This is a genomic window from Paraburkholderia agricolaris (genome assembly GCF_009455635.1).
Taxonomy (GTDB): domain Bacteria; phylum Pseudomonadota; class Gammaproteobacteria; order Burkholderiales; family Burkholderiaceae; genus Paraburkholderia; species Paraburkholderia agricolaris.
The window spans coordinates 1,376,115-1,392,791 of sequence record NZ_QPER01000001.1 but is presented as its reverse complement, the minus strand read 5'-3'; the positions used below and the strand labels follow the sequence as shown (position 1 = coordinate 1,392,791).

Annotated in this window: 15 protein-coding genes and 1 riboswitch; of the genes, 8 read left to right on the top strand and 7 right to left on the bottom strand. The window is 62.6% G+C overall.

Translation table 11 applies throughout. The annotated features are described in order from the left end of the window. Nucleotides 1–58: 58 nt before the first annotated feature. Complete coding sequence (locus GH665_RS06280) at nt 59–235, bottom strand: DUF1328 domain-containing protein (RefSeq protein ID WP_153135125.1); 177 nt, start codon at nt 233–235, stop codon at nt 59–61. 257 nt (nt 236–492) lie between these two features. Here GH665_RS06280 and GH665_RS06275 point away from each other — a divergent pair, with 257 nt between their 5' ends. Together GH665_RS06275 and GH665_RS06270 are read left to right on the top strand one after the other, a co-directional pair. Then, nucleotides 493–1,938 (top strand): sensor histidine kinase, encoded by a 1,446-nt coding sequence (locus tag GH665_RS06275; RefSeq protein WP_153135124.1) that lies wholly within the window; start codon nt 493–495, stop codon nt 1,936–1,938. A 231-nt stretch (nt 1,939–2,169) separates the two neighbouring features. Then, nucleotides 2,170–2,304 carry an entericidin A/B family lipoprotein gene (locus GH665_RS06270; protein ID WP_012433647.1) on the top strand — a complete coding sequence of 45 codons (135 nt, stop codon included), beginning with the start codon at nt 2,170–2,172 and terminating at the stop codon, nt 2,302–2,304. A 237-nt stretch (nt 2,305–2,541) separates the two neighbouring features. Here the strand turns inward: GH665_RS06270 and GH665_RS06265 are convergent, their stop codons facing one another. Continuing rightward, nucleotides 2,542–3,339 carry a DUF4397 domain-containing protein gene (locus GH665_RS06265; protein ID WP_153135123.1) on the bottom strand — a complete coding sequence of 266 codons (798 nt, stop codon included), beginning with the start codon at nt 3,337–3,339 and terminating at the stop codon, nt 2,542–2,544. Nucleotides 3,340–3,537: 198 nt separating this feature from the next. On the opposite strand from GH665_RS06265, the gene GH665_RS06260 reads away from it, so the two are divergent. Then, nucleotides 3,538–5,649 carry an NADPH-dependent 2,4-dienoyl-CoA reductase gene (locus GH665_RS06260; protein ID WP_153135122.1) on the top strand — a complete coding sequence of 704 codons (2,112 nt, stop codon included), beginning with the start codon at nt 3,538–3,540 and terminating at the stop codon, nt 5,647–5,649. 118 nt (nt 5,650–5,767) lie between these two features. Here the strand turns inward: GH665_RS06260 and GH665_RS06255 are convergent, their stop codons facing one another. The 5 genes from GH665_RS06255 to GH665_RS06235 form a co-directional block, all read right to left on the bottom strand. Next, nucleotides 5,768–6,697 carry an EamA family transporter gene (locus GH665_RS06255; RefSeq protein WP_153135121.1) on the bottom strand — a complete coding sequence of 310 codons (930 nt, stop codon included), beginning with the start codon at nt 6,695–6,697 and terminating at the stop codon, nt 5,768–5,770. Nucleotides 6,698–7,064: 367 nt separating this feature from the next. Then, the gene (locus GH665_RS06250) at nt 7,065–7,298 is read right to left on the bottom strand and encodes a pentapeptide MXKDX repeat protein (RefSeq protein ID WP_153135120.1); all 234 of its coding nucleotides are present in this window, start codon (nt 7,296–7,298) and stop codon (nt 7,065–7,067) included. A 123-nt stretch (nt 7,299–7,421) separates the two neighbouring features. Next, the gene (locus GH665_RS06245; protein WP_153135119.1) at nt 7,422–8,225 is read right to left on the bottom strand and encodes a molybdopterin-dependent oxidoreductase; all 804 of its coding nucleotides are present in this window, start codon (nt 8,223–8,225) and stop codon (nt 7,422–7,424) included. Between the two features lie 43 nt (nt 8,226–8,268). After that, nucleotides 8,269–8,907 (bottom strand): cytochrome b/b6 domain-containing protein, encoded by a 639-nt coding sequence (locus GH665_RS06240; RefSeq protein ID WP_153135118.1) that lies wholly within the window; start codon nt 8,905–8,907, stop codon nt 8,269–8,271. A 45-nt stretch (nt 8,908–8,952) separates the two neighbouring features. Further along, complete coding sequence (locus GH665_RS06235) at nt 8,953–9,795, bottom strand: DUF1223 domain-containing protein (RefSeq protein WP_153135117.1); 843 nt, start codon at nt 9,793–9,795, stop codon at nt 8,953–8,955. 527 nt (nt 9,796–10,322) lie between these two features. Between GH665_RS06235 and GH665_RS06230 the strand changes: the two genes are divergently transcribed. From GH665_RS06230 to GH665_RS06210, 5 genes are all read left to right on the top strand, one after another. Further along, nucleotides 10,323–10,733 (top strand): GreA/GreB family elongation factor, encoded by a 411-nt coding sequence (locus GH665_RS06230; RefSeq protein ID WP_046568436.1) that lies wholly within the window; start codon nt 10,323–10,325, stop codon nt 10,731–10,733. A 153-nt stretch (nt 10,734–10,886) separates the two neighbouring features. Next, nucleotides 10,887–11,005, top strand: a riboswitch (TPP riboswitch). A 180-nt stretch (nt 11,006–11,185) separates the two neighbouring features. Further along, nucleotides 11,186–13,117: a phosphomethylpyrimidine synthase ThiC gene (gene thiC / locus GH665_RS06225; RefSeq protein WP_153135116.1), complete on the top strand. Its 1,932-nt coding sequence runs from the start codon at nt 11,186–11,188 to the stop codon at nt 13,115–13,117. A gap of 279 nt (nt 13,118–13,396) precedes the next feature. Then, the gene (locus GH665_RS06220) at nt 13,397–13,609 is read left to right on the top strand and encodes a glycine zipper 2TM domain-containing protein (RefSeq protein ID WP_153135115.1); all 213 of its coding nucleotides are present in this window, start codon (nt 13,397–13,399) and stop codon (nt 13,607–13,609) included. Nucleotides 13,610–13,882: 273 nt separating this feature from the next. Beyond that, nucleotides 13,883–14,416 carry a hypothetical protein gene (locus GH665_RS06215; RefSeq protein ID WP_153135114.1) on the top strand — a complete coding sequence of 178 codons (534 nt, stop codon included), beginning with the start codon at nt 13,883–13,885 and terminating at the stop codon, nt 14,414–14,416. A gap of 416 nt (nt 14,417–14,832) precedes the next feature. Further along, nucleotides 14,833–16,431, top strand: coding sequence for an L-lactate permease (locus GH665_RS06210; RefSeq protein ID WP_153135113.1), 1,599 nt, complete (start codon nt 14,833–14,835; stop codon nt 16,429–16,431). The last annotated feature ends 246 nt before the right edge of the window (nt 16,432–16,677 follow it).

Here is a 16,677-nt window from a genome sequence, read left to right as displayed (position 1 = left end):
GGCGAACCGCTCTCCGGCAACCTGCGGGAACGGCACGCGGCCACCTCGTCGAGCGGCGCTAATCGATAATTTTCTTCGTTACCACGAAACCGAGAACGAGGAACACCACGCACAGAATCACGAACACGACAAACAGGAATTTCGCAATCGCCGCTGCGCCCGCCGCTACGCCGGTAAAGCCGAGCAGCCCGGCGATTATCGCCACGACGGCGAAGAACAATGCCCATTTCAACATGATGGCCTCCTCCAGAATCAGTCAATGAACGATCAGGTTCATCCTATCGGTCGTCGACAGTCGGCGCATTCCGACATGCTCCGTTTTTCGTGTGAGAATCCGCTTACATGGAATTACGGCAGCGTTACGCTGATTGCATCGAACGAGGCGCACGGAAATTGCGGCTCGGGAAGCGATGCCGGCGCTCGTTTGCCTGGCCCCGTGGCCGTTAGACCGATGCCCCATTTAAGGAGTCGAAGGTGCCGTACGCGTCGAAGATGCAGAAACCCCCGGCCACAGCGCGATTGAGCGGCTGGATGCGCAATCGCAGCTGGGCAATCGCGATGACCGTGGCAATTGTCATTACGGTGGGTGGACTCGTGATTCTCGAAACCGCGCGCGAGCGCATTGCCGCGGAGTACGAAACGGCGCTCGAGGCACGCGACGTCACCGTGCAATTGAGCACGCTTGCAAGCCAGCTATCCCGCCTGAGCGCGCATCAAAGCGATTTTCTTCTGACGAAGCAGGAGGTGGCCGCTCAGGGTTTTTGCGCAACCGCCGGGCAGATACGGCAGAACGAACAACAACTGGGCAAGTTCTACCGCAGCGGCAAGGCGGATAGCGCCGAGCTCGCGAGTTTCACGCAGATCGCCGTGCTAATCGACGCGCGCATCGGTGCCGGCGCCGCTGCGTTGCAACGCGCGGCACCGCAGCCGTTGAATCTGTCTGCCTGTGGCAGCGCAAGCACGGCCAATCCCGCCGACGCCGCGCTGATCGACAGTACGCTCACATTGCTGCGCGACAACGAGGAACGCCGCGCACAGCACGCACTCGACGCAAGCCGCGCCGACCAGCGCATCTCCACGCTATGCGCGGCCGGCTTGTCCGCGCTGAACATCGTGCTGTTCATTCTGCTGTTTCGCAATCTCGGCATCCAGATGGACCGGCAGGCGCGCGTGCAGCGTCAACTGATCACGCAACAGGAGGAACTCGACCAGCTCGTCAACGAACGCACGCGCCAGCTCGAAGCGCTAGGCTGGCACTTGCAGGCTGTCAGCGAAAACGAAAAGACGCAGCTCGCGCGTGAACTGCATGACGAACTCGGCGCCATTCTGACCGCCAGCAAGATGGATGTAGCCTGGGCCCATCGCAAACTGAAAGACAACCACCCGGACATTACGGAGAAACTGAAGCGCGCGCTCGCCAATCTCGATCAGGGCATTGCGTTGAAACGGCGCATCATCGAAGACATGCGGCCCACGGTGCTGGCGAACTTCGGCCTCGTCACCGCGCTGCGCACGCTCGCCGACGAAGCCGCGCAGCGCAACAACTGGGCGCTCGAATCGCATTTGCCGGCCGACGATATCCAGCTCGACGAGCAAACCGAAATCGCCCTCTTTCGCGTCGCGCAGGAGTCGCTCACGAACGCCGCCAAATACGCGCGAGCCTCGAAGGTGTCGATCGCGCTACAGGTCGGCGACGGCCAGGTGGCGCTGCATATCGCCGACAACGGCGTCGGCATCACGGCGGCCGATCTGAAGCGCACCCACACCCACGGGCTGCTCGGCATGCGCCAACGGGTCGCCGCGCACGGCGGGCGCTTCGATATTCAACGCGGTGTGCCGAACGGCACCGACATCCATGTGGTGATGCCGAGTGTCAGCACGGCAACGCCGTCGATGGATTCGCCTGCATCGCCGCCCTCGGAAACACCTGTCCAGTAAGGTTTTTCGGCGTATCGAAGCGAGCGTGTAGGAGTGCGCCGACGCAAACACAGGATCACGCCTACAACAAAATCGCAGCGCAACTGACAGCGCTTCCCACGCCCTTTTTTTAACATGCAATCAGACCGGATCGACTGGCGCAAGCCGCGGTCGGACGACAGCTAGCCAGGCTAGCGCGTGTCCTCCAGGATGGGCACGTCAACCGATGCATTCTCGACAAGGAGAACTCTCATGAACCGACTGATCGCTTTGCTTCTCATTGCGGGAACAGCCGCTCTTGCGGGTTGCAACACGATGGCGGGAGCCGGGCAGGATATTTCGAAGGGCGGCAACGCCATCACGAATTCAGCCGAGCAGGCAAAGTAAGCTAGCAGCAACTCAAGGATTCCCGGCGCCTCACGGCGCCCTGGGATGCCGAATCTCCATAGCCCGTCGCGGGAAACCGCGGCGGGCTTTTTTTCGTCGCCGGACACATAAACGGGAACAGCGATCCACTCACGTGGATCGCCGCTATACCCTCCCATCGATTGCTGCATGGCTGCATGTGCAGTGTGCCATGCACGCCATGCAGCTTCGGGAGCCTGTTGGCCTTTTATGCGCCCCTTACTGGCCCGTCAGCGTGTTCGTCAACTCGACACTCGGCGTGCCGGTATTGCCGTTCTGCGCGACCAGCAGATGGATCTGCCCCGGTACGAGCTGGCTCAACGTCCCCCCGATCGGCACCGACGTCACCAGCCAGTCGGCGTTGTTCGACAGCGAGAAGGCTGCCGACTGGAAGATCGGCGTCTTGCTGCCCGCCACCGTCGCGATCAGCACATACTGGCCGCCGGACACGTAGATCGAATCCTGGCCGCTCGCCGGCACCGCATTCTTGAACGACACGCCCGCCATAGTCGGGCTGACGTTGGTGATGTCGGTGCTGGTTGACTGAACCAGATACAGATCGAGGTTGGTCGCGTTCGCCGACGCATTAAAGCCGCGCAGACGCGCGCTGTTGGACAGCAGGCCCTTGTCGAACGGATCGTCGATCAGGCCGATATCCGGCGCGGCCAGGCCCGGCAACGCCAGCACCGTGTAATCGTGACCCTTGGCCGCATCGGGGAAGTTACCGCTCGCCAACGCGGTCGTCGTGCCGGTGGGCGCATACGCGACCGTGGTCGAGCCGGTGTTGATGTTGGTGAGATTCGTCACACCCTTATAGCCGACGTTCGTCTGTCCCGACGGCGCGGAGCCATTCACGAGAAAGTCGACCGACGGGCCACCGGGAATCGCATTGATGAAATGGATCTCCGGATTCGTCAGTCCGAGTTCCTTGCCTACGTCGCTGCTGCCGCCGCCACCGCATGCGCTCAAAATGGATGTAACAGCGACTACAGCCGCCATGGTTCGGATCATTTTCATTGTTCACCTCTCTGTGTCGAGCCCGCGGCCCGTGCATCCGGCTTGAGCAAAGCACGTGCCGCAGGGTCGGACAGGAGGCCGGCAGCCGAACAATCCTTTACGGAGCAACGCGTTACGCGGATTAGAATTTTCCCTCGGAGAGTTGGCGCGTTCGGCAGTGTATTGTTCGCGCACAACCCATACTTACACGGTCCCTGCATGTCTTACCAACACTTACTCGCCGAACTCGACCTCGGCTTCACCCGTTTGCGCAACCGCGTGGTGATGGGTTCGATGCACACCGGCATGGAAGACCGTTTCTGGAATTACCCGAAGCTGGCGGCCTATTTCCGCGAGCGTGCGAAGGGTGGGGTCGGTCTGATCGTTACGGGCGGAATCTCGCCGAACCGGCAAGGCTGGCTGCTGCCCTTCGGCGGCACGCTGAATTCGGTGTTCGATCTGCGCAATCACCGCCTGCTGACCGAGGCCGTGCATGCCGAAGGCGGGAAGATCGCGTTGCAGATCCTGCATGCGGGGCGCTATGGGTACCAGCCGTTCGTCGTGTCCGCGTCAGCGCTCAAGTCGCCGATCTCGAAGTTCAAACCGCGCGCGCTCACCGAAGCCGGTATCGCCCGGACCGTGCGCGACTATGCCCGCTGCGCACGCCTTGCCCAGCGCGCCGGTTACGACGGCATCGAGATCATGGGCAGCGAGGGCTATCTGCTCAACCAGTTCCTGTGTCCACGTACGAACCAGCGCTCCGACCGCTACGGCGGCAGCATCGAGAACCGTATGCGGCTCGCGCGCGAGATCGTCGAGCGCGTACGCGCGGCATGCGGCGAACGCTTTATCGTGGTGTACCGGCTTTCGCTGATCGATCTGGTCGAAGGCGGCAACACCTGGGAAGAAACCGTGCAGGTCGCCCAGGCGCTCGAAGCCGCCGGCGTGACGATGTTCAACACGGGCATTGGCTGGCATGAAGCGCGGGTGCCGACCATCGTGACCTCGGTGCCGCGTGCCGCATTCGCCGCGCTGAGCGCGCGGCTGAAGGCTGCGGTCAAGGTGCCGGTGATCGTATCGAACCGCATCAATACGCCCGAAGTCGCCGAGGCACTGCTCGCCGAGGGGGCGGGCGATCTGGTGTCGATGGCAAGGCCCCTGCTCGCCGATCCCGAATTCGTCGTGAAGGCCGCCGAGGGACGCGCGGATGAAATCAACACCTGTATCGCCTGTAATCAGGCCTGCCTCGACCACACGTTCAAGAACCAGCGCGCGACTTGCCTCGTGAATCCCCGTGCGGGACGCGAGACCGAGTTGATCTACCGGCCGGTCTTGAGCCCGCAGGCAGCGCGTTCGGTTGCGGTGGTCGGCGCCGGGCCGGCGGGACTCTCCGCCGCGACCGTTGCGGCTTCGCGCGGCCATCGCGTGACGTTGTTCGATGCGAGCGCAACCATCGGCGGTCAGTTCAATCTGGCGATGCGCGTGCCCGGCAAGGAAGAGTTCAGCGAGACGATCCGCTATTTTCAGAGCCAGTTGCAGCGGCACCGCGTCGACGTGCGGCTCGAGACGCGCGTCGATCCGGCGCTGCTTGCCGCAGGCGGCTACGACGATGTGATCGTCGCCACGGGCATCGTGCCGCGCAGCCCGGCGATTGCCGGCATCGACGGCGCTAACGTGCTGTCTTATGTGGACGTACTGCGCGGCGCGGCGGTGGGACGCCGTGTCGCCGTGATCGGTGCGGGCGGGATCGGCTTCGACGTCAGCGAATTTTTGCTGCATCGTACGGGCGACCCGCTGCCGATACCGCGCGATACCTGGCTCGACGAATGGGGTGTCGATCTCACGGTGCAAGAACGCGGCGGCTTGAAAGCGCCGGCGCCGGCACAGCCGGTCCGCGAAATCTGGCTGCTGCAGCGCAAGCCAGGCAAGCTCGGTATGGGGCTCGGTAAAACCTCGGGCTGGGTGCATCGCGCGACGCTGGCAAGAAATGGCGTGAAGATGCTCGGCGGGGTGGCGTATCTGGAAATCAGCGACCGTGGCTTGAAGATCGCGCGCGAGGGTGTCGAAGAATGGCTCGAAGTTGACACGATCGTGGTGTGCGCGGGGCAGGAATCCTTGCGGGATCTGGTGCCGGAAACTGCGGCTCAAACGGCGAGTGGATCAAGCGGCTCGAATGGGGTCAACAGCGGGGCCCACAGCAGGGCCGGCGTAAAAGCTTCGAATGATGCGAGCGCTCCGCGCTATCACGTGATCGGTGGCGCAAAGGTGGCAACCGAACTGGACGCGAAACGCGCGATTCGCGAAGGTGCGGAAGTGGCGGCGTCGCTCTGAAGCGGTGAAACGCGACGGAACGCGGCGAGGGTCAACGCGTTCCGATGCCGCGGCACGCGGCGGAGACCGAACATCAGCGCGCAGGCGGCGGGCAACCTGAACAGCCCGCCGTCCGTCCTCAGGCAAGCCCCTTCTTCCTATAATCGAACCAGAAAGACAGCCCCACGCTGGCCAGAATCACGATTGTCGCGATGACCGTCGAATGCGTGACCGGCTCGCCGAGCAGCAACGCCCCAAGCGCCACCGCGACCACCGGGTTCACGTACATGCAGCTACTGGCGATGATCGGACTCGTATGCCGGATCAGGAAACCGTACGCGACGTAGGCGGCCATCGTGCCGATCAGCATCAGGTAGACGAAGGCCAGCACCGGCAGAAAATGCACTTCCATCATCCGCTCGCCGGACACCCAGGCGACCAGCGTCGACATCGCGCCACCGAGACCGATCTGCAGCGACGTCGATAGAAACAGGTCCGAAGGCAGTTTCAGTCGGCCGGCCAGATGCGCGCCGCCGGCCCAGAACAGCGCGCCGCACAGGATCGCCAGGCTGCCGCCCGCTGATCCCGGCGCGCTGTCGCCATGACTCAGAATCGCGATGCCCACCAGCCCGAGGCCGATCGCGAACCACTCGCCCCGGCCGATCTTGCGCCCCGCCACCGCCGCGATCACGGTCGCGAACAGCGGCACGGTCGCGACCATCACGGCCGCGGTGCCGGTGCCGACAGTGCGCATGCCATAGGCCAGCATGCCGCTCGACAAACCGACCAGCATCGTGCCGACCAGGCCGGCATTGCGGATTTCAGCGGCGCTCGGCCAAACCGGATTGCGGCGCGCCGCGAAAATGAAGAGCCCTACCCCGGCAAACAGATTGCGCAGCCCCGAGAGCAGCAGCGGCGGAAAAGAACCGAGCGCGACGTGCACGGCGAGATAGGTCGAACCCCACACGAGATAAACGACGGCGAGCGCGAGCGCGATCTGTCCGTTGCGGGACTGCGGCAAACGGATCGGAAAACCACGCGGAAAACGGCTGGGGAGTTGCGGCGACATGCGTTCAATCCGCCCATGCCGCTCGAGGTGCTGCGCCCCCGCTGAAGACCCGGTGGCGGGATGGCGGATACCGCATCGGCGATGCGGTCTGACGGGCGAGGCTGGCGGACATGTCGGTGGAACGGAAAGACGATAGATGGCCAATGGGGCCACAACGCCGCGGCGGTCGAAAGGAATCGATCCACGGCTGACACGCGCCAAACAACGGGCGCGACGCCGCATTATGCAGTAAGCGCCCACCGCGTCGCTTGAAAGAATCGTAACTTTTTTGCGTACTTGCAACAGAAAAGCCGGGGACGCATCCCCGGCTTTCGCTTTACGTGTGAAACCGGCGCCTGAACTATGCGGCCGGCATCTCCGGCAACACTCAGTTGGCCATCGCGCCCGATGCCTCGTGCTTCATGCCCATCGCGTCGCCGCTCTTTTTCATCTTGTCGTGCTTCATCGTGTCCTTCTTCATGCTGTCTTTGGACATCGAGTCTTTCGACATGGTGTCCTTGGACATTGCATCGTTGGACATCGCGCCGCTTGCCTGAGCGAACGCGGCGCCGCCGCTGGTCAGGAGGGCGACGGCCATTGCTGCGATTGCGAACTTTTTCATGGGAAACTCCGTTTCGTTATGGATGGTGAATCTAAACCGGCGTCCAGGGGACACCGGGGTACTTCCGAAGCTTCTGCCGCCCGGGGTCGCGCGTACGGACCGGCACGCGCCGACTCGCGCGCGTCAGGAGCCTCCGAACCAGTTGTAGCCCTGGTCGACCCAATAGCCGCCAGGGTACGTATTGGTGACGAACATCTCGACGATGTGTTTCGGATTCTTGTAGCCGAGCTTGGTCGGCATGCGCAGCTTCATCGGGAAGCCGTATTTCGCGGGCAGACGCTCGCCGTCATACGAGAATGTGAGCAGCGTTTGCGGATGCAGCGCGGTCGGCATGTCGATGCTTTCGTAGTAGTCGTCGGCGCATTTGAAGCCCACGTACTTCGCGCTCGTGTCCGCGCCGATGCGCCGCAGAAAATCGGCAAACGGCGTGCCGCCCCAGCGGCCGATCGCACTCCACCCTTCCACGCAGATATGCCGCGTGATCTGCTCGGCGTGCGGCAGCGCGTACAACTCGGGCAAGGTCCAGACACGCTGACCGGTAACGAGACCGCTGATTTTCAGCTTGTAGTCGGAGGCGTCGACGTCGGGCACGTCCTCGATACCGTAGAACGCGTTGAACGGAAACGGCCGCGTGATCTGCGCTTCGGTGTAGGTCGGCGCGAGTTGCTTCGGATCGAACAGCGCGGCCTGCGCGCGGTCGTTCAGACGCGACACGGCCGTGAGGAATGTGTTGACCGAATCGTTATCGGTCAGCGAGCAGCCCGTCAGCATCGACAGGCCGCCGAGCGTCAGAAGCCGCTTGCCGAACAGGCGCCGCGACGGCATCGCGAGTTCGCGCCGGGCGTCGATCAGGATCGATTCGCGATCGAGCTTGTCGTCAGGCATTGAAGCGGGCTTTCGATCGGCTCTGGTTTCAGGTTTGAACATGATTCGATATCCTTAAAGCTTTGCGTATCCGTGGATTGACCGCTTAGCGTCCGCGCAGCATCGCCAGCAGCGAACGCGGTACGAGCGCCACCATCACCAGATGCACGGCAATGAACGCAGCCATCAGCGACATGGCGCAGAAGTGCACGATGCGTGCGTTGTCGTAGCCGCCCATCAACTCGCGCAACAGCGGAAACTGCACCGACTTCCAGATCGCGAGACCGGAGAGCACCAGCACGATCAGATCGCAGACGACAAACAGATAGGCCAATTTCTGCACAGCGTTGTAGACGCGCAGATCGGCGTGCGAGAGCTTGCCGGTCAGCGCGGCAACAAAGTCGTGCAGCACGGCACGTGGCGAAACCGGCAGGAACTTGCGCACGAAGCGCCCGCCGACCAGGTTCAGCGCGAGATACAGCAGGCCGTTGAAAACCAGCAGCCACATCGCCGCGAAGTGCCATTGCAGCGCGCCGCCGAGCCAGCCGCCGAGCGTGAGCGCCGTGGGAAACGTGAAGCTTTTGAAGATCGGCGACGCGTCATAGATGCGCCAGCCGGACAGCATCATGAGGACGGCCGCGAGTGCGTTGAGCCAATGCGTGACGCGCACCCACACCGGGTGAATCGTGCCGCTCTTCGGCGTCGCGGGCGGAGCGGTTTCGCTAAGAGCATGAGGCGTTGCCATGAGAATCTCCGATGAAATGAGAAACGCTGCGAGGGTGTCGCGCGATCAGTGGCAGGCGGCCAGCTCGCCGACCTGCAACACATCGCCGGTCGCGGCGTTTTCGACGAACGCGACAACGCCGAAGGTGTCAGCGGGCGCGTTGGCGTCGGCATCGTCGATGTGGAGATCGCGGTGGATTTGCGCGTGACCGGCAACCAGTGGCACGGGGCCGATCCATTGCCGCACGACGCGTTCGTGATGCAGCGTGGCGCCGTCGTTTTCCCCGGCTTTGACCTGCGAGTTCAACGCGTTCTGATAGAGCGCGACGTAGGCATTTAATGTGCCGCTGGCGTCGGCCGCCTTGCTGGTGAATTGCGCATCGACATTGAAAGCGCCCTTCGCCTGCGGTTTCAGTTCGAGCGCGACATTCGCCTGGGCCGGTTCGGCAACAAGCTCTTCGATGCGACTCTGAAAACTGTCGCGTTGCGACCAGCCGCGCAATTCGCGGCCCGAGACGAAGACCTCGGGCGTATAGATCGTGTGCCCGCCGGCCAGATCGGTGAGGGTTTGCTGACGCTCGGTGAAGCGATGCTGCGAAAAGCGATCGGTCCAGCCGAGGCTATTCCAATAGTCCACGTGTAAAGCCAACGGCACGATGCTTTGGGTCGCGCCACTGTTTTTCCATTGGCTCAACCAGTTGTCGGCCGGCGGGCAGCTGTTGCAGCCTTCGCTGCTGTAAAGCTCCACAAGCGCTACGCGGTGCGACGGGCTGTGCGACGCGCATACGGCACCGGCTGCGGTTGCAACGCCGCTGGCAAACAGGGTCGTCAGCGCGACGGCCAGCGCGATTACGCGGGTGATACAGCGGCCTGTATGCCAGGTGGCGTTGCGGGTTCGTACGGTTCGCATGGCGTGCTCCATCAGGATCTGCACGTTTGTCGAACCACGAGACCACTTATGACAGCCGGTTGTGATTTTTATTTTTGATTCGGGATATCCGCCCACGGTCCCGGCCGTTTCATGCTGTCCTCGAACAGCTCCATGCAATTCAGACATGCCGCACCGCGCCCGCACGGCCTCTGCGGGCGGCGCTTAAAGAGACATCGCGGCCCGTGCTAACATTCACCTTTCGGTTGCGTCGATTGAGCTTTCTTTGCGACGCGCCCTAACCCCTTTCGTTATCTGCCGGCTACCCCAATGCGTTTTCCGTTCTCCCGTGCCCTCACCCGTTTGCGCCCGCGCCGCGCAACCGGCTGTGCGCGCCCGGAGATCGCGACGCCTCACGCCGGCCAGCCGTCCCGAACGCTCCCGCTTCTCGCCGCCCGGCGCCCGATCTAACGCAGCTCCCTCCATTACCGGAGCCGCGTTGTCGGGCTCCGGGCTGATCTCATCCGCACGCAGTCCCTTTACATGCAGATCGAATTGGAGAACCCTTCATGAAAAAGACGAAAACCTGTTACCTCACCGAGCTCGACGTCGCCCGTCTTGAAAAGCACGCGGCCGCGCCCGGCGCGCAAGCCAAATTGCAAGACATGCTCGACGACGTGCTCGAGCGCGCCGTGATCGTCGAATCGCGCGACATTCCCGCGAACGTCGTTACGATGAATTCGCAAGCCACGCTGGTCGACGAAACCAGCGGCGAGCAGATGACCTGGACCGTGGTCTATCCACCCGACGCGGATTTCGCCCAAGGCCGCCTGAACGTGTTCTCGCCGGTCGGCCTTGCACTGCTCGGCGCCAAGCGCGGCGAACGCATCCGTTTCACGCCGCCGAGCGGCACGGAGAAAGTGCTGAAGCTCGAAAAAATCCTCTTCCAGCCCGAAGCTGCCGACGACTTCACGCTCTAGGCAACACGCATTCGCGCCGCAGAACTGCTGCGCCGCATCATTCCCGGCAGCCCTTTCAGCATAAGAATAGTGCGCGGCTGCCCGGTGTTATCTCCGGTATCTGACTTTTCAAGACGGGTTGCCAAGCGACGCCCAGGCGGTGTATCGTGTGCGCTGCTAACGCGGGGGTCCTGCGTGGCACGGAGGTTGGAGGTCCGTGTCGCGTGGGTGAGAAATACCCTTTGAACCTGATCTGGATAATGCCAGCGCAGGGAAGCGTACGGATTTCGCAGCTGGTCTACCGTTTCATCTCTCGCGAATCCGACAACTTCCATCTCGTCTCCTGCTTAGCCGCCCCACACCTGGGAAACCGGGGTTGGCGCTTAAGCGCCAACTCTCGTCGACCGCAACAAGTTGCATGGGACCGGAGTAAGGCGCTAAAGCGCTAACTCCGGTCGACAGAGGAGATACGCATGAACGCCAATCCGAAGTTTCTTTCCGCCGACGCCCACGTCGACGCTGCCGCTGTCGCCCCGCTGCCGAATTCCCGCAAGGTCTACGTGACCGGCTCGCGGCCCGACATTCGCGTGCCGATGCGCCAGATTTCCCAGGCGGATACGCCGGATAGCTTTGGCGGCGAGAAGAACCCGCCGGTCTACGTCTACGATACGTCCGGCCCCTACTCCGATCCGGAAGCGAAGATCGACATTCGCGCCGGCCTGCCCGCGCTGCGTCAAGCGTGGATCGAAGAGCGTGCTGACACCGAAGCGCTGACAGGCCTGTCGAGCGACTTCAGCCGCGAACGCGCCGCCGATACGGCGACCGCCGATCTGCGCTTCAAGGGGCTGCACCGCACGCCGCGCCGCGCCGTCGCCGGCAAGAACGTCTCGCAGATGCACTACGCGCGCAAAGGCATCATCACGCCGGAAATGGAATACATCGCGATTCGCGAGAACCAGCAACGCGCCGCATATCTGGAAAGCCTGAAGACGAGCGGTCCGAACGGCGAAAAACTCGCCGCGATGATGGGCCGCCAGCATCCGGGCCAGGCGTTCGGTGCGAGCGCATTCGGTCCCGACGGCCTGAAGGAAATCACCGCGGAATTCGTGCGCGAGGAAGTCGCCCGCGGTCGCGCGATCATCCCGAACAACATCAACCACCCGGAAAGCGAGCCGATGATCATCGGCCGCAACTTCCTCGTGAAGGTGAATGCGAACATCGGCAACTCGGCGGTGACGTCCTCGATCGGCGAAGAAGTCGACAAGATGACGTGGGCGATCCGCTGGGGCGGCGATACGGTGATGGATCTGTCCACCGGCAAGCACATTCACGAAACGCGCGAGTGGATCATCCGCAACAGCCCGGTGCCGATCGGCACGGTGCCGATCTATCAGGCGCTCGAAAAGGTCAACGGCAAGGCCGAAGACCTGACGTGGGAAATCTTCCGCGACACGCTGATCGAACAGGCCGAACAAGGCGTCGATTACTTCACGATTCACGCCGGCGTGCGTCTGCAATACGTGCCGCTCACAGCGAAGCGCATGACGGGCATCGTCTCGCGCGGCGGCTCGATCATGGCGAAGTGGTGCCTCGCTCACCACAAGGAAAGCTTCCTGTACGAGCACTTCGAAGACATCTGCGAAATCATGAAGGCGTACGACGTGGCCTTCTCGCTCGGCGACGGCCTGCGTCCCGGCTCGATCTACGATGCGAACGACGAAGCGCAACTCGGCGAACTGAAGACGCTCGGCGAACTCACGCAGATCGCGTGGAAGCACGACGTGCAGACGATGATCGAAGGCCCGGGCCACGTGCCGATGCAGTTGATCAAGGAAAACATGGACCTGCAACTGGAATGGTGTGACGAAGCACCGTTCTACACGCTGGGACCGTTGACCACGGACATCGCACCGGGCTACGACCACATCACGTCGGGCATTGGTGCAGCGATGATCGGCTGGTTCGGCACGGCGATGCTCTGCTACGTCACGCCGAAAGAACACCTCGGGCTGCCGAACAAGGACGACGTCAAGACCGGCATCATCACGTACAAGCTCGCCGCGCACGCCGCCGATCTGGCGAAGGGCCATCCGGGCGCGCAGGTGCGTGACAATGCATTGTCGAAGGCGCGTTTCGAATTCCGCTGGGAAGATCAGTTCAATCTCGGCCTCGACCCGGACAAGGCGCGCGAATTCCACGACGAAACCCTGCCCAAGGATTCGGCCAAGGTCGCGCACTTCTGTTCGATGTGCGGCCCGCACTTCTGCTCGATGAAGATTACGCAGGACGTACGCGAATTCGCCGCGCAACAAGGCCTCTCCGACGACGACGCGCTGAAGAAAGGCATGGAAGTGAAGTCGATCGAGTTCATGAAGAAGGGTGCTGAGATCTATCAGCGGCAGTAAGGTAGGGATCGTGGGTGCATTAGCACGCGCCCGCCACTCGAACCTCCCGCATCACCGCCCTGCAGCACCGAAGCCCGCCACTGGCGGGCTTTTTGCGTTTCTGCGCGGCGGGCACGCCGCATGCTGACAAAAGGAAAACATTTGATTACGAAACCGACAATCCACTGACAAGCTCACACATCTGGATACGGGTTGCGGCGATAAGATCAAGTGTAAGGACGGCATGATCTGTCCATTTCCAGGCAACCACTTCCAGACACAATGAACGGAGTCAGCATCATGAAATCGATTCGTCAACTCGGCGCGCTCGCGACGATCGTCGCTGTTGCCGCAAGTCTTTCCGCGTGTGACAACATGACTACCCGGCAACGCGATACGGTGATCGGCGCCGGTGTGGGCGGCGCCGCAGGCGGTCTGATCGGCGGCAATGCGCTGTCGACGCTGGGTGGTGCGGCGGCAGGCGGCATCATCGGCAATCAGGTCGGCAAGTAAGCGGCAAGTAAGCACTAGCGAGGCGTTTTCGCCACGAGGGCGCACGGGGCCAACTGTCTCAACCCATCACAAAGAACGAAGATGCCCGCACCAACGAACCGGCGGGCGCGACATCGCGAACGCGACCGGCGACATGCCGGTCGCGCCGAAGAACGTTTTTGCAATGACGTGAAATAAGCCGTTACGGTTTTGCAATCCTGCGAACGCGACGGGGGCGTAAGCTCAAGGCAATACGCCCCGCATGGCGGCGTCGGTTTGCAACAGGAGCGCGTCATGAAGTCCCGCATCATCAACACGCCTGGCATGATCGGCCAGCCACTGCCGCGCCGTTTCTCCCGTATTTCACACACCGGGCTCGCGCTCACCGCAGCAGTCAGCGTGCTGACGCTGTCCGGCTGCTACTACCCATACGGTTACTATCCGGGTGGCTACTATCCGTATTACGCCACGGTCCCCGCGACTACAACGCAACAGGACGTGCAAGTCGGCCCGCCTGATCCACAGGCGGCACAGCTCACGCAGCAATCGTCGGCGCAACAGCGGGCCCAGCAGGCGCAAAACGCGCAGCAAAATCCGCCGCCGGCTTATACGGTTGCTGCCGCCCCGCCCGTCTACGTGGCTCCGGCCTACCCCGCCTATCCCGCCTACTATCCGCCGCCGGTGTATCCCGCTTATTACGGCTACCCCGGCTGGTACGGCCCGTCGGTCTCGATCGGCGTAGGCTTTGGCGGCTATTGGGGTGGCGGCCATGGCTATTGGGGTGGTGGGCATGGCTATTGGGGCGGCGGACACGGCCACTGGCACTGAAGCTCACACCCGTCTCGCCAGGCTTCCTTGATCGTCCCCTGTGCGCTGAAATCGGAGCACGGGGCGGACCTATCCCGTACAACCGGCGCACGCGCTGTGGCCCGGAATCAGGCCCGGCAGCCGGCGCGGCCGTCAGCACGCACATACATGCCGCGCCAGACCCGGCTCGTGCTCATCACGCCGCAACGATCCCCGCTCACAGGCCCCCGGCGGCGCCCTCTCTCCTTCGCCCGTACTTACCCTTCTTGACGCTTCCCAACCGGGCTCTATGCTTGGGAAAGCCACACGCAGTACTTGTTTAAATAAGCGACCCGGCGCGTCCTGCATGCGCCGCCGGCGCCCATCCGTCCTGCCAGAGCGACGCGCCCCGCAATGCGTAGTCCGCGTCGATTTCGAACAACAACGAAGGAGACGTGATGTTTCACCAACTACTCACTCCAGTCGGCAATTCGCTATTGCTGTCGTTCCTCGTCGCGGCCTTGCCGATCATCGTCGTGTTGCTGTTGCTCGGCTGGGCCCGCCGGCCGGCCTGGCAGGCGTCGCTCGCGGGTCTGATCGTCGGATTGATCGTGGCGATCTTCGTCTGGCAGTTCCCGGTCGGACTCGCGGCCGCCTCCGTGGCCAACGGTGCGGTGTTTGCCTGCTGGCCCGTTATGTGGATCGTGTTCAGCGCGATCCTGCTCTACAACATCTCGCAGCGCTCGGGCCGCTTCGCCGCCTTTCGCATGTGGATGATCGATAACCTGCCGAACGACCGCCGCGTCGTGCTGGTGGTGATCGGCTTTTCTTTCGGCGCGCTATTCGAAGGGATTTCCGGATTCGGCACGCCGGTCGCGATCACCAGTTCGCTGCTGATCCTGCTGGGTTTCCCCACACTCGAAGCACTCACCTTCACGCTGATCTTCAATACGGCGCCGGTCGCGTTCGGCGCGCTCGGTGTCCCGATCACGGTGCTCGGCGCGGTCACCCACCTGCCGGCAGACTCGCTCGCCAAGATGGTCGGACGGCAGTTGCCGTTTTTCGCGCTGCTGCTGCCGTTCTACGTGATCGGCGTGTATGCCGGCTTTCGTAACATGCTGCGCGTGTGGCCGGTGCTGCTGGTGTCGGGTGCAAGCTTCGCGCTGACCCAGTTCGTCACGGCGAATTACGTGAACTACAGTCTGACCGACGTGCTGTCGTCGTTGGTCTCGCTGATCCTGACGATCGCGTTCCTGCGCGTATGGAAGCCTGCCGTCGATCCGAAGTTCGCGATCAACATCGATCGCGTGGGTGAGGTGCGCGGCAAGATCAGCGGCGGCCAGGGCTGGTATCCGTGGATCATCGTCTCGGCGGTGGTGATCGTCTGGACCATCGCCAAGATCTTCCTGATCGGCGACGTCAAGGTTCCGTGGCCGGGTCTCGATAAGGCCGTGTACATCACCCTGTACAACACGCCGTACGGCGCGATCTGGGACTTCCAGCCACTGGCCACCGGCACGGCGATTCTGGTCGCCGCCATCATCACGTCGCTCGTGACGGGTCTGGGGATCAGTGAATTTGGCAAGGCCATTGTCGACACCTGGGTCCAGACACGCATCGCCATTCTGACGGTGGCGACCATCGTCGCACTAGCGTATCTGATGAACTACTCGGGGCTCACCTATACGCTCGGGCTCGGCGCGGCGTCGGTCGGACCGTTCTTTCCGCTGGTGTCGGCGTTCCTCGGCTGGGTCGCGGTGTTCCTGTCCGGCAGCGATACCTCGGGCAACGCATTGTTCGGCAACCTGCAGGTGGTGGCGGCTCATCAACTGAACCTGAATCCGATCCTGATGGCGGCGACCAATTCGTCGGGCGGCGTGATGGGCAAGATGATCTCGCCGCAAAACATCTCGACCGGCGTGGCGACGACCGAACTCAAAGGCAAGGAAGGCGTGGTGTTCGCCAAGACCTTCAAGCATTCGATTCTGTTGACGGTGATTCTCGGCGTGCTGGTGTGGGTGCAGCAGAACTTCCTGCAAGGAATGATTCCGCACTGAGGCAGGCATTCGACCCGCGCGAGGCCGCATGGGCGGCCGTCGCTGCGCGCGCGGCGGGAGCCGTTGCCAACCTCGTCAAAGCACCTGCGCGGCCGCAAAATAATTCACGCTCTGTGGCCGCCAACCCCGACAGGGTTGGCGCCGCCTTCTTACCACCCCTCTCTCATCGCAATTTTTCTCACATCAGCGTGAGAATTGCTCGTTTTGCGGCCGGCTCGTTCACGCTTAGCATGACGATAGCCCGAC

Coding starts and splice junctions, on each gene's coding strand:
- GH665_RS06280 (WP_153135125.1), bottom strand. CDS start 235: ATGTTGAAATGGGCATTGTTCTTCGCCGTCGTGGCGATAATCGCCGGG.
- GH665_RS06275 (WP_153135124.1), top strand. CDS start 493: ATGCAGAAACCCCCGGCCACAGCGCGATTGAGCGGCTGGATGCGCAAT.
- GH665_RS06270 (WP_012433647.1), top strand. CDS start 2,170: ATGAACCGACTGATCGCTTTGCTTCTCATTGCGGGAACAGCCGCTCTT.
- GH665_RS06265 (WP_153135123.1), bottom strand. CDS start 3,339: ATGAAAATGATCCGAACCATGGCGGCTGTAGTCGCTGTTACATCCATT.
- GH665_RS06260 (WP_153135122.1), top strand. CDS start 3,538: ATGTCTTACCAACACTTACTCGCCGAACTCGACCTCGGCTTCACCCGT.
- GH665_RS06255 (WP_153135121.1), bottom strand. CDS start 6,697: ATGTCGCCGCAACTCCCCAGCCGTTTTCCGCGTGGTTTTCCGATCCGT.
- GH665_RS06250 (WP_153135120.1), bottom strand. CDS start 7,298: ATGAAAAAGTTCGCAATCGCAGCAATGGCCGTCGCCCTCCTGACCAGC.
- GH665_RS06245 (WP_153135119.1), bottom strand. CDS start 8,225: ATGTTCAAACCTGAAACCAGAGCCGATCGAAAGCCCGCTTCAATGCCT.
- GH665_RS06240 (WP_153135118.1), bottom strand. CDS start 8,907: ATGGCAACGCCTCATGCTCTTAGCGAAACCGCTCCGCCCGCGACGCCG.
- GH665_RS06235 (WP_153135117.1), bottom strand. CDS start 9,795: ATGCGAACCGTACGAACCCGCAACGCCACCTGGCATACAGGCCGCTGT.
- GH665_RS06230 (WP_046568436.1), top strand. CDS start 10,323: ATGAAAAAGACGAAAACCTGTTACCTCACCGAGCTCGACGTCGCCCGT.
- thiC (WP_153135116.1), top strand. CDS start 11,186: ATGAACGCCAATCCGAAGTTTCTTTCCGCCGACGCCCACGTCGACGCT.
- GH665_RS06220 (WP_153135115.1), top strand. CDS start 13,397: ATGAAATCGATTCGTCAACTCGGCGCGCTCGCGACGATCGTCGCTGTT.
- GH665_RS06215 (WP_153135114.1), top strand. CDS start 13,883: ATGAAGTCCCGCATCATCAACACGCCTGGCATGATCGGCCAGCCACTG.
- GH665_RS06210 (WP_153135113.1), top strand. CDS start 14,833: ATGTTTCACCAACTACTCACTCCAGTCGGCAATTCGCTATTGCTGTCG.